Raw genomic sequence first — 15,904 nt, 5'->3', positions numbered from 1 at the left:
ATATGGTAGGCCAAAATGGCTTGCCAAGGGCTGGATTGCGGCAAAAACGTGATTTTTGAATTGGATATGCCCGATTTTGGAGCGGTAGACAGGGTGTCGCAGGCAGGCTTGCTCTTTCCCGGGCTTGCCAAGACTTCGACGTGGGGTGCATCATGACAAACAGATGACGTGGGAACGAAGGCGCACCGGCCTCATCCTGCCTTCAAGGCCGATGACGGTGTCCTTGGTGGAGAACAGGAGGCGGAATGAACGAAACCGAAGACAGCGCGTCGTTGCGCGGATCCGGCCAGGGGCCGGCTGCCGCGCATTCTCCCAATGCTCAGACATCCCAGGCTCCGGTCAAACCGGTTGTTTCCTTCAATAGGCGCGAACTGGATACAATTCTGCGGCTCTATGGCCGCATGGTTGCCGATGGTGAATGGCGCGACTATGCGATGGATCTCCTGAAAGACCGGGCGGTCTTTTCCGTCTTTCGCCGCAGCTCCGAAATGCCGCTGTACCGGATCGAAAAGGATCCGAAGCTCGCTCGCAAGCAGGGCGCCTATTCCGTCATCGCGACCGGCGGCATGATCCTGAAGCGCGGCCACGATCTTGCGCAGGTCCTGAAGGTTCTGGAAAAGAAAAAGCACCTGAGGCTGGTCGACGCCTGACGTCGGGAGGCAGCGCATTCTTATGCGACCTTTCCGGCTGCATTCCGAACTTCGCAGTTCTTAATGAGATCGGCACAAAAAAGCCCGGCACGATGGCCGGGCTTTCGTTTGTCTGGATGCGTACCGCTTAGTTGCGGTTGCCGAACAGCTGCAGCAGCATCAGGAACATGTTGATGAAGTCGAGGTAGAGGCGAAGGGCGCCCATGACCGACTTCTTGGTGGCGACCTCGTGGCCGTCGCCTTCGTAGTACATTTCCTTGATCTGCTGGGTGTCGTAGGCGGTCAGGCCGGCGAAGACCAGGACGCCGATCACGGAAATGGCGAACTGCAGGGCGCTGGAGGCCAGGAAGATGTTCACCAGAGACGCGATCACGATGCCGATCAGGCCCATGAACAGGAACGAGCCCCAGCCCGACAGGTCCTTCTTGGTGGTGTAGCCGAAGAGGCTCAGCGCACCGAAGGCACCAGCCGTGATGAAGAACACGCGGGCGATCGATCCGCCGGTATAAACCAGGAAGATCGAGGACAGGGAAATGCCCATGATCGCGGCATAGACCAGGAAGGTCGTCCGCGCCGTCGATGCGCTCATCGACTGGATGCGGAAGGACAGGAACATGACGAAGCCGAGCGGCGCGAGCATCACGAGCCATTTCAGCGGGCTGCCGTAAAGGGCCATGCCGAACTGGGTCAGAGCCATTCCGCCAGCGCTTTGGTCGACAGCCAGGTATACGGTGCCCAGGGCGAACAGTCCCGTCAGGGCCAGGCCGAAGGTCATGTAGTTGTAGACGCCCAGCATGTAGGCGCGCAGGCCCTCATCGATGCCAGCTTCGGCACGAGCGCCGGCCACCGAATAAGAAGCCTGAGTGTTCCGGTCGAAGGTCGACATTCGAAAATCCTCTCAATTACAGTTTACCGCGGATTTCGGCCCGTCGGCGGTTTTCCCTTTCTATATGGGAAAAGCCTGATGTCAGGACAAGACAGCAATTATGAAATTTTGGCAATGTTCGCCTTAATTTCCGGTTTCCGGCCCCAATAAATTCTTCATGGCCCGGATTATTTCTTCATGGCCTTGAGACGCGACTTGATCTGACCGTCGCATGTGCCGCCCGGGGTCCGGACAATCTCCTCAGCCTTGAAGTCCAGGATTTCCCGCTTCGGGTCGCGCATGTGGTCCGGCGTGATGCCATCGTTGAACCATTGCAGAACCGCGTAATCGCCGCCCGCGTCGGTCAGAAATGCCAATGCCTTACCATCCTGGACGATACCCAGGCGCCCGGTGCGAACCGGCTCGATCGTCACCTTCATGGTCTTGCCGTCGATGGTCAGGCCGGTCTTTGTCAGGCGCAGTTTCTTGAGATTGGAGGCCTTGGTACCGTTCCAGGTGCCGAACAGGCGTTCGCCCTTGTTCTCCACGGACAGGCAGGAATTCTCGAAATTCGGGATCGACAGGCGCACGGCGCTGACCTCGATCGGGTCCTTGCCTGTTTCGGCGATGGTGTATTTCATCTCGTGTTCGCCGGTGCGATAGACCCGGATTCCATAAGGGGCATATTCGGAGGTGCCCATGGTCCGGGTAAAGAAATCGAACTGGTTGGCATCGTTGGTGCCGGCCCTGCGGTAAAGCCAGCGCTTGGGCAGGCCGTCTTCGAACACCAGCCAGTCGCTGACGACCAGTCCCTTTGGCCCGTCCGGCGTATTCAGCTGCCAGACACCGGTATGGAACGGCGATTCCGCGTAACCCGGTGTGGTGATTGCGGTGGCGGCAACAATGGCCACTCCTGCGGCGATTGCGCTCAAGGTCTTTCTAAGCATCGGTCTCCAGTTTCCATCCCGATTGATCGTCTTCTTGCGAGGCGTCAGGATAACTGTACTTCGCAGCTTGTCTCAAGCTGATTACAGATTACGCAAAACCGGAGCCGGTTTTTCACCCAGAACTTTCCATGTGCCGATCAGGCCGAAGCCCACGGTCAGGACCAGGGCGATCAGGGCCGCGCTCACAGCGGTGACGGGCAGCAGCGTGAAACTTGCATTCATGATTTCCGAAATCACGAACCAGGCGGCCAGTCCGCCGGCGATCAAAGCGAAGACGGCTGTGGCCAGGCCAAGCAGGGCATATTCAAGGCCGTAGGCGACCATCAGCCGGGTTCTCGTGGCGCCGAGGGTTTTCAGAATGACCGCGTCGTAGATCCGGTTGCGGTGCCCGGCGGCCAGCGCGCCGGCGAGCACCAGAACGCTGGCGATCAGAGTGACGGAGGACGCGCCGCGAATGGCCCACGCCAGTTGGGCGACGAGATCGTTGACCTGGGAAATGGCGTCCTTGACCCGGATGGCGGTCACGGTCGGGAAGGTATTTGCCACGGAGTGCAATAGACCAAGCTCTTCGTCCGTGCCGACCTCCTTGTCCCAGCCAAGGGTCATGAGGAAGGCGTGGGGCGCGCCGGCGAAGGTGTTGGGGGAGAAGACCATGACGAAATTGATGGCAAGCGACTGCCATTCAACCTCGCGGAGATTGGCGATCTCGGCGCTGATTTCCCGGCCGAGCACATTGACGGTGACCTCGTCGCCTATGGTCAGGCCGAGGTCACGGGCGGCCTCGGCCTCGAAGGAGACGAGTGGTTTTCCGGAATAATTCTCCGGCCACCAATCGCCCTCGACGAGTTTTGAATTCTTCGGCGGCTGGGCTTCATAAGTGATGCCCCGGTCGCCGCGCAGAATCCATGCGGCCGAGGGCGGAGCCTCGATCTGATCGACGGGTACGCCTTTCAGGGCGACCAGTCTGCCGCGCAGCATGGGAACGCTCTGCAGGTCGGCGTCCCTGGTTTCGCGCTCCAGCAGCGCCTGGAAGGCGTCGCGCTCGGAGCCCTGGATGTCGATGAAGAAGAAACTCGGCGCCTGGTCGGCGATGGTCGCGGTCAATTCCCGGCGCAGATTGCCATCGATCAGGGCAAGGGCGACCAGCAGGCTGAGCCCCAGGCCGAGGGACAGGACCACCGACGGCGTCAGGGCTCCGGGCCGGTGGATATTGGCTATGGCGAGTCTCAGTTCGGTGGAGCGGACCGAGGGCAGCCGTCTGGCAATGGCCATGATGCCCCTGGCGACCAGCACCAGGAGGATGAAGGCGCCGGCGGAGGCGCCGATGTAGATGGTGGCGATGCGCTTGTCGTGGGCAAGGGTCACGGCAATTGCCGCCAGCAGAAGAACCGTGACGGCGGTGGCGAAGAGATAGCGCTTGCGCGGCAGCCGGGCTTTGCCGGAGACGATGTCGCGAAAAAGGGCCCTGGGCGGCACGTCATGGGCGCGTCCGAGCGGCCAGAGCGCGAAGGCGAGCGCGGTCAGAAGCCCATAGACGAGGCCGAGACCCAGCTCCATGGGATAGATCGATGTCACCAGTTTAACCGGCAGGACACCGGACAGGGCCGCGCCGGCCGCGAAGGGAATGATAGCCCCGATGACCAGACCGATCGCAATGCCGATCAGGGCCAGGATGAGCATCTGCACCAGATAGACCTGAAAGGCGAAGCCGCCGGTCGCGCCCAGGCATTTGAAGCTGGCGATCACGTTGCGCTTGGTTTCCAGGTAGGCGCGGATCGCATTGGCGACCCCGACCCCGCCGACGACAAGTGCGGTCAGTCCGACCAGGGTCAGGAACTGGGCGAACCTGTCGATGTTGCGTTGCAGGCCCGGCGCCGCATTCGCCCGCGAGCGGATCCGCCAGCCGGATTTGGGCATGTCGGCTTCGGCGGAAGCGATCACCCGTTCCAGGGTTGCATCGGAGGGATCGCTCGGCAGCCGAATGCGGTAGTGCCAGCGCACCAGGCTTCCCGGCTGCACCAGTTTCGTGTCGCCGATCGCGGCCTCGGAAATCATCAGCCGGGGCCCGAATTCCAGGCCGCCGGCCAGCTTGTCCGGCTCGTTTTCAATGACGGCGTTGATCCGGATCCTGGTCCGACCCAGGTCGAGCACGTCTCCGACCGAGATGTTCAGCCGGGCCAGCAGGGACAGATCCGCGACAGCGCCCCAGATGCCGTCCTTGCGGGACAGGGCTTCGGCGAGGTCCCGACCGTCCTGCAGCTGCATCCGGCCGTACAGGGGGAAATTGCCGTCAACCGCCTTGAGTTCGACAAGTGCCTGATCGCTGCCGTCGGGAAGCCGCGCCATGGCACGCATGGTGGCAACGCCGGAGACTTTGCCGAGTGAATTCAGATAGGCCTTTTCCGCTTCGTCGGCCTGACGGTGGATCAGGGAGAAGGACAGATCACCGCCGAGAATGGACTGGCCTTCGGCGGAAATGCCCTCCGTCAGCGCGCGGGAAACGGAGGTCACGCCGGCAATGGCGGCGACGCCGAGCGCGATGCAGGCGATGAAGATGTAAAATCCCCGAAGGCCGCCGCGCAGTTCGCGCAGGGCGAAACGGATCGCCAGACGCAGACCGCTCCCCGACGGATTGGCCACGAAGCCGCTCATGCGCTTGCCCCGGTACTGGCCTCGTTGCCGACCGTGACAGGTTCGGGCGCTTTTTCGTCAACCTCTCCGGAGCGGACCCGGATGACCCGGTCGCATCGCTCCGCCAGGGCGGGATCGTGGGTCACGAGAACGAGTGTCGTGTGCCGCTCCTTCTGGGCGGAAAACATCAGGTCGACAATCTGGGTCCCGGTCGCATCGTCCAGGTTTCCGGTCGGCTCGTCGGCAATCAGGATTTCAGGCCGGACCACCAGGGCGCGGGCAACGGCCACCCTTTGCTGTTCGCCGCCGGACATCTGCGCGGGATAGTGATGCAGGCGATGGCCGAGGCCGACCGCATCGAGTTCCTGGCGGGCCTTGTCGAAAGCCTGCCCGTCGCCGGCCAGTTCCAGCGGAACGGCGACGTTTTCGAGCGCTGTCATGTTCGGCACGAGGTGAAACGACTGAAAAATGATGCCTACATTGCGTCCGCGGAACTGGGCCAGCTGGTCTTCCGACAGGGGCCCGAGATCTGAACCGGCCACCTTCACCGTACCCGTATCGGCCCGTTCCAGACCGGCCATGACCATCAGCAATGTGGATTTTCCGGATCCGGAGGGACCGACCAGCCCGACGGAGGTTCCCGGCTGAATATCGAGATCGATCCCTTTCAGGATATGAACCCGGCCAGCGCCTTCGCCGAGGGCAAGATGAACATCTTTCAGGGCGATCACTGGTCCGTTCGTCATCTTCAGTCCTATATAAGGGTTCGGACCGAGCCTCGGCCCAAACTGGTTTCACGACGCCCCTGCGGACGCGACGTCTGCTCATATGGGGCTCAAGCACGGAGTAGGCTAGTCTTCTTATGTGGTCAAAAATGTATCAACTTCTCGCCGCAGCGGTTCTGGTGCTTGGTTTCAGTCCTGTGGTTTCGGCCGAGCCTTTGAAGCTGGTCGTCCTGGGCGACAGCCTGTCGGCCGGCTATCAGCTTCCGGCTGACGAGGCTTTCCCGGCGCAGCTGCAGGCCGCGCTTCAAAAGCGCGGGCATGACGTTGAAGTGGTCAATGCCGGGGTTTCCGGGGATACGACCGCCGACGGACTGGCAAGGCTCGACTGGTCGGTGGGACCGGATGCGAACGCGGTGATCGTCGAACTCGGCGCCAATGACGCCTTGCGCGGCCTGCCGCCGGAAAAGACCCGTGAGAACCTGAGCGAGATCGTCAGCCGGCTGACGGAGCGCAACGTGAAGGTCCTAGTTGCCGGCATGCTGGCGCCCCGCAATCTGGGAGACGACTACGCGTCCAGCTTCGATCCGATCTTCGCCGATGTGTCGCGGATCCACGGCGCGCTGCTCTATCCGTTCTTTCTGCAGGGAGTTGCCATGAAGCCGGAGCTCAATCTGGCCGACGGCATGCACCCGACCGGCGAGGGCGTTTCCATCATCGTGCAGAATATGTTACCTGCGGTCGAAGACCTTATTTCTCGAGTTAATTAGGAATTTTATTTACTCATAAATATATGCTACGTACTCCTCATAAATAGGGATAATTGAACCTTCGTATTCAGAGATACATACATTGAGATCAATATCTTCAATGTCGTTTAAATACGACATTGATCTACTTTTTACGGCTTCATAGAATTTTATTTTATCAGTATTTTCCGTCTCTCCATAAGAAACGACTTTAAAATCTTTCCATTTATTACCTTCTTGGATAAATTTTCTCTGTCGAATTGGAGATGTTAGACCTAATAAATTTTCCTTCGCCTCTCCCTTCAATGGATACATTTCAGCAGAAAGATTTGATCTTTCTATAATTATAGTTGAATTATTATATAATCTTTTTTGTTTTTGAAATACATCTAAGCTTATTGCATTTTCAATAAAATGATACGATCCTCTAATTATAATTAGCGAATTTCTAATATTATTATTTTGATTTAAATATTCTTCCGCCAAAATATTGTAGTATTTTATATTATTAATTCCTGAATTTAATTTTTTTGCCACTTCCAAATATTCAGTATTGCTGTCAATGCAGATAAAATTATCAAATTCTAACGATTTTTGATATATTAATGTATTTATTCCTGGGCCGCAGCATAGATCTATAACCGTATCGTATTTGTTTTCAATAGATTCTTTTATTAAGTTAGTGTGCTTCTCGTAAACATGTATAAATTGGGAGAAAAAATTATAATATGCACCAAAATTCATATTTTTGATCCATTATGCTGGAGTATTCCATGGAACTCAATAAAGTATTCTACAATCCTGCGGTCTCTTGTGAGGAATACGGGGCGTTCTTGCCCAGAGATGTTGCTCACAGGCCAGCCAAAATATAAATCATATTCATCGTCGTTAAATTTAATTGCTATAAAATTTATCGTAGGTGGGCACTCTGGGAGTATAGAAGGAATATATCTACCTTTGTTATCTTCGGTGTTTTCCTTCAGTCTTTTTGCATAGAGCATATGATTTTCACTTACAACATCATAGTATATAAGACCAATTTTTGTTGCCTTTAAAATTGATTCTTCAAATTTAACTAGTTTATTACTTTTTTCAGGGCTGAGATTTGGTGATATACGCGTATTCCACGCTATTTTTGCCCTGGATAACTGCTGTTCAATCTGAGTTAAGGCGTCGTCGGCGTTCTCGAAGCGTCTTAAACTGGAAACCTTTGGCAGCATCGATTGAAAATCAATTTTCGCGCTTTCTGCCGCCTCGGAAATCATATTTGTAGTGGAGAGCTTATCTGCAATTAATATTGCTATAAGTGATAGTAGGAATCCCGCACAAAGTATAATAATAGAAGTTGAATATTCTTTATATTCTGGCGAATATTCAAGTGAGAGATATATCGAAAAGGATAGTATTATCCCAGAAATAATAATTCCTAATATGTAGAATTTCATAATTCTCCCCCATATTTTGACATTCAAAAGTGCGCCAAATTAGATAAATTTCGACAGTTCGCATAAGAAGCGTTGTTGCAGTTGAATTAGCTTGCCGTCTATCCAATCGAATCATCTAGTGTGTCTAAGCTAAATACCAGTACGATAAAATAGAAGTCATTAATTTGCTTCATATCTGATTTATTTCGCTATTTCAATAGGTTACGATTTCTTCTTGCACCAGCGGCAAAGTTGATTCCTCATGGACCCATCAGCGTCAGCGGAGGGGTGCCCCATGCCGCGATTGTTTACAGGTCTCGAGATCCCGTCCCAGACAGGTCTCATGCTTTCCATGCTCAGGGGAGGCCTTCGGGGCGCCCGCTGGATCGACCCTGAAAACTATCACATCACCTTGAGATTTATCGGCGATATCGACGATCGGACCGCCGACGAGATTGCCGATGCGCTCGACCGTGTCCGCCGCAAGCCGGTGGAGATCCGGCTGACGGGCCTCGGGTCCTTCGGCAACGGCAAGCCGCATGCGGTCTGGGCTCGGGTCGAACCGACACCGGAGCTCAACGAGCTTCAGGCCGAGCAGGAACGGATTATCCAGCGTCTCAACCTGCCGCCGGAGCGGCGCAAGTATATGCCTCACGTCACCATTGCCCGCTGCCGGACCTCGTCCAACGAGGACGTGGCCAAATGGCTGTCGGAACGAGGGAACTTCCAGGCGCCACCCTTCGTCGCCGGGCGCTTCGTCCTGTTTTCCGCCAAGGCGAGCGTCGGAGGCGGGCCTTATCTGGTGGAAGAAGCCTATCCGCTTGCCGCGTGATTTGCCCTAGTCTTTCGCGGTCAGAAGCCGCTCATAAACAGCCAGCGTTTTTGCGCACATGGCCTCGACCGAGAATTTCTCTGTCACATGGGCCCTTGCGCGGCTGATCAGGGCATTTCGTTCGTCTTCCGACATGTCCAGCGCATGCTTGATCGCCTCGGCAAGGGCCTGCGGATCGCCCGGCGGCACGCGCCAGCCGGTGCGGTCCGCTTCGGGGAATTCCGGCGGTGCGAGCACGGTTTCGGGAACGGCGCCGAGATCGGAGACGATGACGGGCACACATGCGGCCTGTGCTTCCACAGCCGCCCGGCCGAAGGCTTCCGCGGCTGTCGAGGCGACGACGGACAGATCCGCCAGGGCCAGGGCCGCCGGGACATCGGCGCAGTGGCCGACGATCCTGACCTGATTTTCCAGGCCGTGATCGGCGATCTTGCTTTTCAGCTCTGCGGCGTAGTCGTCACGGCCCTGAGCGTCGCCGGCAAGGATCGCGACCGGCGCCGTCAGCCCTGCGTTTTTCAGCTCGGCCATGGCATCGATGACGACCCTTTGGCCTTTCCATCCCGTGACCCTGGCAAGCTGGAGGATCACCGGGCGTCCGGGTTCCAGGCCCCATGCGGCGGTTAGTGCCGCTTTGCGGTCGTCGGTCACGGCGCCGGGCGCCAGAGCGGACAGGTCCGAACCCCGGTGAATGACGTCGATCCGGTCTTTGGCAAACGGATGGCGCCCGGCAATCAGCCGGGCGGTATAGGCGGAGTTGGCGATCACCGCGTCGCCGCGGGCCATCACGGAATTATAAAGCGCCTTCAGCGGACCCTTTTGATTGTAGATGCCGTGATAGGTGGTCACGAAGGGAATGTTGCAACGGCGCGCGGCCAGGAGCGCGGACCAGGCCGGGGCCCGGCTGCGGGCATGGATCAGGCCGACGCCTTCCGCCACGATGATCTTTTGCAGTCTTGCCGCGTTTTTCCAGATCGTGACCGGGTTCTTCGACTTGACCGGCAGCATGATGTGCCTTGCGCCGACGGCTTCAAGCTCCGCCACCATCTGTCCGCCTTCGCTTGCTACCAGAGCGGTGCCGTCGGCCCGGACGATGGCTGCTGCAACGTCGACGGTGGTGCGTTCCGCGCCGCCGGTCACGAGGTCCGGGATGACTTGCAGGATGACGTTCGCTTTGATGGCCAAGGAGGGCTCCGGCGGTGAGGCTTCTCATTTGTCCCCGTCTGTGCCAAAGGGGACCTGAAACCATGAAACTGGGCAGAGCCTTAATATGAACGCCGCCGAACCGCAATTCATCGAGATTGGAAAAGCGGGCGTAAAGACGGGCGGGAGCCGCCGGATCGCCGTGCGTCATCGCGCGGGACAAGGCCCCGGCCTGTTCTGGCTTTCCGGCTTCAAGTCGGACATGAGCGGCACGAAGGCCGTGGAACTTGACGAATGGGCCAGGAAGCAAGGCCTTGCCTGTACCCGGTTCGATTATTCCGGCCACGGGATTTCCGAAGGTGCGTTCGAAGACGCCTGCGTGTCCGACTGGCTGGAGGAAGCTCTTGCTGTTTTCGACCGCTTCTGCGATGGGCCGACCGTCGTGATCGGGTCTTCCATGGGGGGCTGGATTGCTCTGCTTCTGGCTTTGGCGCGGCGGGAGATCGGGCTCATCAAGGGCATGGTGCTGATCGCGCCGGCGACGGATTTCACCGAGGAACTGATGTGGAAGCAGCGGTTCACCGATGAGATCCGCGAAGCGATCCTGAGCGAGGGGCGCTGGCAGCAGCCGTCCGCCTATTCGGACGATCCTTATGTGATTACCGCCAAGCTGATCGAGGACGGGCGTAAGCATCTCCTCCTCGACAAACGAATAGCGACCGGCTGTCCGGTGACGATCCTGCAAGGGGTCCAGGATCCGGACGTCCCCTGGCGCCATGCGGAGCGCCTGGCGGAGGCCTTGCCGGAAGACGATGTCACGCTGACGCTTGTTCCGGACGGCGACCACCGGCTGTCCCGGCCGCAGGACATCGCATTGCTGCTGAAATCGGTCGCCGCATTGTTTTAGAGCGGCATGGTTTCGCGGCCCTGTTTCTGGACCCGGTACCAGGCCCAGAAGACGCGGGCCGCGACACCGCGCCAGGGGGCCCAGGCCTCGGCAATCTCGTCGAGGACGCCGGGTTTCGGCCTGCCCTCCAGTCCGAGGGCGCCCTGAACGGCAACCTGAAGCGCCAGGTCGCCGCTTGGAAAGACATCCGGATGTCCGGCACAAAAGAGCAGGAAGATATCCGCCGTCCAGCGGCCGATGCCCTTGATCGCGCACAGTTCCGCATGGGCTTCCGCGCCGGGTCGTTCGGCAAGGTGCGAGAGGTCCAGTCCGTTGCGGCAGGCGTCCTCGATTGCCCTCAGGGTCCGGATCTTGGGGCGGGAGAGGCCGACGGCTGCGAGATCCTCGTCGCTCACGGTAGCCAGTCCGTGTTCATTCAGCGGCCGGACACGCTCCTCGAGCCGCGCGAAGATGGCCGCGGCGCTGGCGACGGAGACCTGCTGGCCGGTGACGATCTGGGCCAGTCCTGCGAAATCGGCCGCACGCCGGCGCAGGGGAATGTCCCCCGACACCGCGATGACCGGGACCAGCCGCCGGTCCAGTCGCTGCAGGGCCGCCACGCCTTCCGCGATATCGTCCAGGCTTTCAATCGCCTTCATGAAAATTCCTTGTCTGCTCCGGTCCACCTGCTATGGCTCAAATCCACTGGATGAGCCAAACCCGAGCACATTGCTATAAGATCCCTGCCGATGACAGTTCCGGTTTTCCGATTTGCCCCGTCGCCCAATGGCCATCTGCATCTCGGGCACGCCTATTCCGCGCTTCTGAATTACCGCTCGGCCCTTGCGACCGGCGGCCGGTTCCTGCTCAGGGTCGAGGATATCGACACGGTGCGGTGCACGCCGGAGCTGGAACGGGATATGCTGGAAGACCTCGCCTGGCTCGGTCTCACATGGGAAACGCCGGTTTTGCGGCAGTCGGAGAATTTCTCCGCTTACGAGGATGCGCTTCAGAAGCTGGAGCGCATGGGTCTTACCTATCGCGCCTATCTGACGCGTGCCGAGATCAAGCGGTTCGTTGCGGAGAAGGAGGCTGGCGGCGCTTCGTGGCCGCGGGACCCTGACGGCGCGCCGCATTATCCGGGCGACCGTGCCGTTCTGAGTGACGAAAAATGCCGTCAGCGGAGGGCATCCGATGCGCCATTCGCCGTGCGCCTTGATATGCGCCGCGCCCTGGATCTGGTCCGGGAGCCGGTGACCTGGCGCGAATGCAGCGCTGAAATACCCTCAAGCCCGGCCGGTCCCGAATGGTTCGAGCCAAATGAGATCACCGCTGACCCGGCTGCCTGGGGCGATGTGATCCTGGCGCGAAAGGATACGCCGACGAGCTACCATCTGTCTGTCGTCGTCGACGATGCCGGGCAGGGCGTGACCGACGTCATGCGGGGACGGGACCTTTATCAGGCGACGTCGGTGCACCGGGTCCTGCAGATCCTGCTCGGGTTGCCGGAACCGCGATACCGGCACCATCGCCTGATACTGGATGATACCGGCCGCAAGCTTGCGAAATCCGACCGGAGCACCAGCCTGAGGGAATTACGCCTGGCAGGAGCAACGGCAATGAGCATCCATGAGCGGATTGGTATCTGGCGTGACGTTAAATCATGAAGTAACTAGTTAAAAATATCATTTATAAAAACTTAAATAAAAATTCTCTTTAAGAAAACATCATTGAAATACATGAAATAAAGCGACCGTATCTGGGAGTTATAACTTTATATACGCGTTCCATGTTTCTTTGCTCTACTCGCGGCAGGCGTTCCGGTAGCGTGAAAGTCAGCCTTTGCGTGTTACGAACAGAATTTTCCTGCCATTGAAACGCGGGAGCAGGCGGATGTAAGGCCGCTCATTCGGACAGATGTTGTTTTCGCAGGATTGCGGGGGTTTTGCTTGAAGAAAATCGGGGCATTTTTCCGCCGGATGCAGGCCGCATATGGGAGGGTGTTTATCCGTTCCACGGCATACCTGACTGTTTTAATGATTTCCTTTTCGCTGATCATGGCTTTCATCAATTACCGGGATGAAATGCAGGCCGTCGAAGACGGGATCGAACGCGCAGCGAGGGGGCATGCGAAGCTGATTGCAGCTTTAACGGCCGACAAGATCGAACAAAATGATTTCGCGCCGCTCCAACCCCTCCTGAATGCGCTTGCCTCCGAGCCCGAAGTGGTTGCGGCAAAGATCTTTTCCGCGTCGGGGAATATGATTGCTTTCGACAGCAGCTCGCGTGAAACCGGGGTGTCGCCGGCTTCGGATCCGATAGCACGCCGGGTCGTCGGATCCAGGGAGCCGGTCTCACGCAGGAATGCGGATTTCACGGACTATTACCTGCCGGTCCTGCGCGAGGGCGAGGCGGTCGGTGCCGTTCTCGTGAAAATGTCGAATGGAGAGCTTCAGGCCGTCCGGGGCGATGTGCTGCTTCAGGTGCTCGTCTTGTTCGGAATCCTGATCGTCGCCGTCGTGCCGCTGGGGACATACATGATGTACCGGTCGACACGGGGAATAAGCCGGGTGACGCAGGCTGCAAACGAGGCCGCGCAAGGGTTCCTCGATCCAAACATGGTCGTCGATGCGAACGGCGAGGTCGGAGAGCTTCAGGAAGCTTTCAAGGCCATGGCCGTCAACCTGCGCAAGACCATCAAGCACATCGAGTATCTTGCCCACGTCGACGGCGTGACCGGGCTTCCCAACCGGCTGAAATTCGAAAACACGGCCATACAGCTGATCGACCTGTCGCCGCGGGCGGAAGGGGCCGTGCTCTTCATCGATCTCGACCGGTTCAAGATGATCAACGACATGCATGGCCATGCGGTTGGCGATGAACTGCTCAAGCATGTCGCAGAGCGGATCAGGTCTCTCGTCGCCGAGTATTTCGAACCGCATACGACATCGGCGCCGTTTGTCGCCCGGTTTGCCGGCGATGAATTCGTCGCCGTCCTGCCCGGCATGACCGACGCCGGAAAGCTGGTGGAACTCTCGGAAATTGTGATCGAGAAGATCGGCCGGCCGGTCCGCGTCGACCCGTTGAGCCTGATCGTGCGCGCCAGCATGGGTATCGCCCTCTACCCGCAAGACGGGCAGGTGGCGGATGACGTTCTGCGCTGTGCCGACATGGCCATGTATCGTTCCAAGGAAGACGGGCGGGACCAGGCGACGATCTTCAATGAAAAGATCCGGGAACAAGCGCTGGAGCGGCAGAAAATAGAACGCCACCTGATGAGCGCGCTCGATAATAATGAACTGAGGGTGTTCTATCAGCCGAAAATCGATCTGGTTTCGGGAAACATCATCGGTTCCGAGGCGCTCCTTCGGTGGACCAATCCGGAACTGGGCAACGTTCCGCCCTTCAAGTTCGTACCGATCGCGGAGGAGTGCGGACTGATGACCCCGATCGGTGAATTCGTGCTGCGCCAGTCTCTGGAAGACATGAACCGCCTGCTGGCGGAGGGGCATGATCTGAAGATCGCCGTCAACGTGGCACCGGTGCAGTTCCAGTCCGTCTATTTCACCGACCGGACGCTCGGTATCCTTGGTGAAAGCGGGTTCCCGCTGGACCGCCTGGAACTGGAAATCACGGAGTCCAGCGTGATGGACGATCCCGCTCGAGTCATGGACCAGATCATGCCCATCAAGGAGGAAGGCGTTCTCCTGGCGATCGACGATTTCGGCACCGGTTATTCCAGCCTGAACACGCTCGCGACCATGCCGTTCGACACGATCAAGATCGACAGGTCCTTCATCCGCGATATGGCCGCGGACGAAAACCAGCGCGCCATCGTGCAGCTGATCCTGATGATGGCCCGGCAGCTGAAGATGAAAACGGTCGCCGAAGGCATCGAGACACCGCTCCAGTTCGACCAGTTGCGTACCTGGGGCGCATCCTACGCCCAGGGTTACCTGTGGAGCCCGCCTGTGGAATATGCGGCATTCGCCGGGATGGTCCGCAACGGTTTGAACCCTGCCGCGACGATGGATGCGACCGCGTAACGATTACCGCGTATCCGTGTTCAAAAGGCCCGCCAGGTTTCCAGAAAGGCGTACCAGAGCCCGCTGGTGACGACGGCGGCTGCCGTCGTCAGGGTGATCGCGTTGGTCGACATGGCGTGGCCCGTGCCGTAGCGGTTTGCGAAAATATAGGCGTTGACGCCCGTGGGGCAGGTTGCGGTCAAGGTCGCCACCGCCGTCCACAGCGGCGGCAGATGGACCACATAGGCGGACATGACAAAGACGGCGGCCGGCATGAAGCCGAGCTTCAGGACGCTCAGCAGGAATCCGGGCAACACGTTTCCGCGAATACCGTAAGTCACCATGCTCATGCCCAGGGACAGGAGGGCGACCGGCAGGGCGGTCGCCGAAATCCGGTTCAGAATATCCTGGAACAGCCCCTCGATCGGCAGGCCGGTGCCGCGCCAGATCAGGGAACAGGTGATCGCGACGACAATCGGATTGACGATCAGGTTGCGGCCGATGCGTTTCAGGAGTTCGGGCATCGGCGGCGGCGTGCTGACCCCGTCGAGCGCCGCTGCCCGTTCCATCAGGACGGCGGTTGCCGCGGTCATGGCCGGAAGATGGACGGAAATGATCAGAAGCAGCGGCACCAGGCCGGCATCGCCGTAGACCTGGGACACCAGCGGCAGGCCGACCATGACCGTATTGGCAAAGGCGGCCGAAATGCCGCCGATGACGCCGGCCCTGGCTTCACGCCCGAACACCTTGCGGATCATCAGATTGCCGGCGATCCAGGTGGCCGCCATGCCGCTGAAATAGGCGGCCCAGATCGCCCACGGGCTCTGGCCGTCCAGATTGACGACGGCCAGTGTCTTGAAGACCAGGACCGGAATGGCGATCACGTAGACGTATTGACCGAGCGCCTCGCCGACGGTTTGCGACATCAGTCCGACCCTGGCGACAAGATAGCCGACCCCGATCAGGATGAAGACCGGGAGGACGATGCTCAGAACTTGGCCAGTCATGACTTATTCTACTTTTTCGCTCAGGC

At 58.6% G+C, this 15,904-nt stretch carries 15 protein-coding genes; 6 read left to right on the top strand and 9 right to left on the bottom strand.

Going from position 1 to position 15,904, the window contains the following annotated elements:
* The first annotated feature begins 245 nt into the window (after nucleotides 1-245).
* A complete protein-coding gene (locus ACN0SO_RS11115) occupies nucleotides 246-650 on the top strand; it encodes a DUF2794 domain-containing protein (protein WP_417677584.1) in 405 nt (134 codons plus the stop codon).
* 127 nt (nucleotides 651-777) lie between these two features.
* Here ACN0SO_RS11115 and ACN0SO_RS11110 read toward each other — a convergent pair whose 3' ends face one another.
* From ACN0SO_RS11110 to ACN0SO_RS11095, 4 genes are all read right to left on the bottom strand, one after another.
* Complete coding sequence (locus tag ACN0SO_RS11110; protein WP_417677582.1) at nucleotides 778-1,536, bottom strand: Bax inhibitor-1/YccA family protein; 759 nt, start codon at nucleotides 1,534-1,536, stop codon at nucleotides 778-780.
* A 167-nt stretch (nucleotides 1,537-1,703) separates the two neighbouring features.
* Nucleotides 1,704-2,462, bottom strand: coding sequence for a hypothetical protein (locus ACN0SO_RS11105; protein WP_417677580.1), 759 nt, complete (start codon nucleotides 2,460-2,462; stop codon nucleotides 1,704-1,706).
* Between the two features lie 81 nt (nucleotides 2,463-2,543).
* Nucleotides 2,544-5,114 carry an ABC transporter permease gene (locus tag ACN0SO_RS11100; protein ID WP_417677578.1) on the bottom strand — a complete coding sequence of 857 codons (2,571 nt, stop codon included), beginning with the start codon at nucleotides 5,112-5,114 and terminating at the stop codon, nucleotides 2,544-2,546.
* Nucleotides 5,111-5,839: an ABC transporter ATP-binding protein gene (locus ACN0SO_RS11095; protein ID WP_417677576.1), complete on the bottom strand. Its 729-nt coding sequence runs from the start codon at nucleotides 5,837-5,839 to the stop codon at nucleotides 5,111-5,113. Before ACN0SO_RS11095 ends, ACN0SO_RS11100 begins: the two co-directional genes overlap by 4 nt.
* 128 nt (nucleotides 5,840-5,967) lie before the next feature.
* On the opposite strand from ACN0SO_RS11095, the gene ACN0SO_RS11090 reads away from it, so the two are divergent.
* Nucleotides 5,968-6,585 (top strand): arylesterase, encoded by a 618-nt coding sequence (locus tag ACN0SO_RS11090; RefSeq protein ID WP_417677574.1) that lies wholly within the window; start codon nucleotides 5,968-5,970, stop codon nucleotides 6,583-6,585.
* A gap of 9 nt (nucleotides 6,586-6,594) precedes the next feature.
* Here ACN0SO_RS11090 and ACN0SO_RS11085 read toward each other — a convergent pair whose 3' ends face one another.
* Entirely contained in the window at nucleotides 6,595-7,308 is a 714-nt protein-coding gene (locus tag ACN0SO_RS11085) for a class I SAM-dependent methyltransferase (protein WP_417677572.1), read from the bottom strand.
* Nucleotides 7,305-8,009 carry a hypothetical protein gene (locus ACN0SO_RS11080; protein WP_417677570.1) on the bottom strand — a complete coding sequence of 235 codons (705 nt, stop codon included), beginning with the start codon at nucleotides 8,007-8,009 and terminating at the stop codon, nucleotides 7,305-7,307. The genes ACN0SO_RS11085 and ACN0SO_RS11080 overlap by 4 nt, the downstream gene beginning before the upstream one ends.
* Before the next feature lie 274 nt (nucleotides 8,010-8,283).
* Between ACN0SO_RS11080 and thpR the strand changes: the two genes are divergently transcribed.
* Nucleotides 8,284-8,820 carry an RNA 2',3'-cyclic phosphodiesterase gene (thpR, locus tag ACN0SO_RS11075; RefSeq protein WP_346906421.1) on the top strand — a complete coding sequence of 179 codons (537 nt, stop codon included), beginning with the start codon at nucleotides 8,284-8,286 and terminating at the stop codon, nucleotides 8,818-8,820.
* 6 nt (nucleotides 8,821-8,826) lie between these two features.
* Here thpR and ACN0SO_RS11070 read toward each other — a convergent pair whose 3' ends face one another.
* On the bottom strand, nucleotides 8,827-10,002 hold the full coding sequence (locus ACN0SO_RS11070) for a glycosyltransferase family 4 protein (protein WP_417677567.1): 1,176 nt from the start codon (nucleotides 10,000-10,002) through the stop codon (nucleotides 8,827-8,829).
* Nucleotides 10,003-10,087: 85 nt separating this feature from the next.
* Between ACN0SO_RS11070 and ACN0SO_RS11065 the strand changes: the two genes are divergently transcribed.
* Entirely contained in the window at nucleotides 10,088-10,867 is a 780-nt protein-coding gene (locus tag ACN0SO_RS11065) for an alpha/beta hydrolase (protein ID WP_417677565.1), read from the top strand.
* Here the strand turns inward: ACN0SO_RS11065 and ACN0SO_RS11060 are convergent.
* Nucleotides 10,864-11,505: a DNA-3-methyladenine glycosylase family protein gene (locus ACN0SO_RS11060; protein ID WP_417677563.1), complete on the bottom strand. Its 642-nt coding sequence runs from the start codon at nucleotides 11,503-11,505 to the stop codon at nucleotides 10,864-10,866. The two genes, ACN0SO_RS11065 and ACN0SO_RS11060, sit on opposite strands and share 4 nt — an antisense overlap.
* A gap of 90 nt (nucleotides 11,506-11,595) precedes the next feature.
* On the opposite strand from ACN0SO_RS11060, the gene gluQRS reads away from it, so the two are divergent.
* On the top strand, nucleotides 11,596-12,513 hold the full coding sequence (gluQRS, locus tag ACN0SO_RS11055; protein ID WP_417677561.1) for a tRNA glutamyl-Q(34) synthetase GluQRS: 918 nt from the start codon (nucleotides 11,596-11,598) through the stop codon (nucleotides 12,511-12,513).
* A 369-nt stretch (nucleotides 12,514-12,882) separates the two neighbouring features.
* The gene (locus ACN0SO_RS11050) at nucleotides 12,883-14,892 is read left to right on the top strand and encodes a putative bifunctional diguanylate cyclase/phosphodiesterase (protein WP_417677559.1); all 2,010 of its coding nucleotides are present in this window, start codon (nucleotides 12,883-12,885) and stop codon (nucleotides 14,890-14,892) included.
* Between the two features lie 20 nt (nucleotides 14,893-14,912).
* Here ACN0SO_RS11050 and ACN0SO_RS11045 read toward each other — a convergent pair whose 3' ends face one another.
* Nucleotides 14,913-15,878 carry an AEC family transporter gene (locus tag ACN0SO_RS11045; RefSeq protein ID WP_417677557.1) on the bottom strand — a complete coding sequence of 322 codons (966 nt, stop codon included), beginning with the start codon at nucleotides 15,876-15,878 and terminating at the stop codon, nucleotides 14,913-14,915.
* Nucleotides 15,879-15,904: the final 26 nt, after the last annotated feature.

The organism is Roseibium sp. (genome assembly GCF_048260565.1).
Lineage (GTDB): Bacteria > Pseudomonadota > Alphaproteobacteria > Rhizobiales > Stappiaceae > Roseibium.
This window is presented reverse-complemented; position numbering and strand designations above follow the sequence as displayed.

Bases quoted from the DNA above. Each gene is read 5' to 3' on its own strand.
- ACN0SO_RS11115 (WP_417677584.1), top strand. From the start codon at position 246: ATGAACGAAACCGAAGACAGCGCGTCGTTGCGCGGATCCGGCCAGGGG.
- ACN0SO_RS11110 (WP_417677582.1), bottom strand. From the start codon at position 1,536: ATGTCGACCTTCGACCGGAACACTCAGGCTTCTTATTCGGTGGCCGGC.
- ACN0SO_RS11105 (WP_417677580.1), bottom strand. From the start codon at position 2,462: ATGCTTAGAAAGACCTTGAGCGCAATCGCCGCAGGAGTGGCCATTGTT.
- ACN0SO_RS11100 (WP_417677578.1), bottom strand. From the start codon at position 5,114: ATGAGCGGCTTCGTGGCCAATCCGTCGGGGAGCGGTCTGCGTCTGGCG.
- ACN0SO_RS11095 (WP_417677576.1), bottom strand. From the start codon at position 5,839: ATGACGAACGGACCAGTGATCGCCCTGAAAGATGTTCATCTTGCCCTC.
- ACN0SO_RS11090 (WP_417677574.1), top strand. From the start codon at position 5,968: ATGTATCAACTTCTCGCCGCAGCGGTTCTGGTGCTTGGTTTCAGTCCT.
- ACN0SO_RS11085 (WP_417677572.1), bottom strand. From the start codon at position 7,308: ATGAATTTTGGTGCATATTATAATTTTTTCTCCCAATTTATACATGTT.
- ACN0SO_RS11080 (WP_417677570.1), bottom strand. From the start codon at position 8,009: ATGAAATTCTACATATTAGGAATTATTATTTCTGGGATAATACTATCC.
- thpR (WP_346906421.1), top strand. From the start codon at position 8,284: ATGCCGCGATTGTTTACAGGTCTCGAGATCCCGTCCCAGACAGGTCTC.
- ACN0SO_RS11065 (WP_417677565.1), top strand. From the start codon at position 10,088: ATGAACGCCGCCGAACCGCAATTCATCGAGATTGGAAAAGCGGGCGTA.
- ACN0SO_RS11060 (WP_417677563.1), bottom strand. From the start codon at position 11,505: ATGAAGGCGATTGAAAGCCTGGACGATATCGCGGAAGGCGTGGCGGCC.
- gluQRS (WP_417677561.1), top strand. From the start codon at position 11,596: ATGACAGTTCCGGTTTTCCGATTTGCCCCGTCGCCCAATGGCCATCTG.
- ACN0SO_RS11050 (WP_417677559.1), top strand. From the start codon at position 12,883: ATGATTTCCTTTTCGCTGATCATGGCTTTCATCAATTACCGGGATGAA.
- ACN0SO_RS11045 (WP_417677557.1), bottom strand. From the start codon at position 15,878: ATGACTGGCCAAGTTCTGAGCATCGTCCTCCCGGTCTTCATCCTGATC.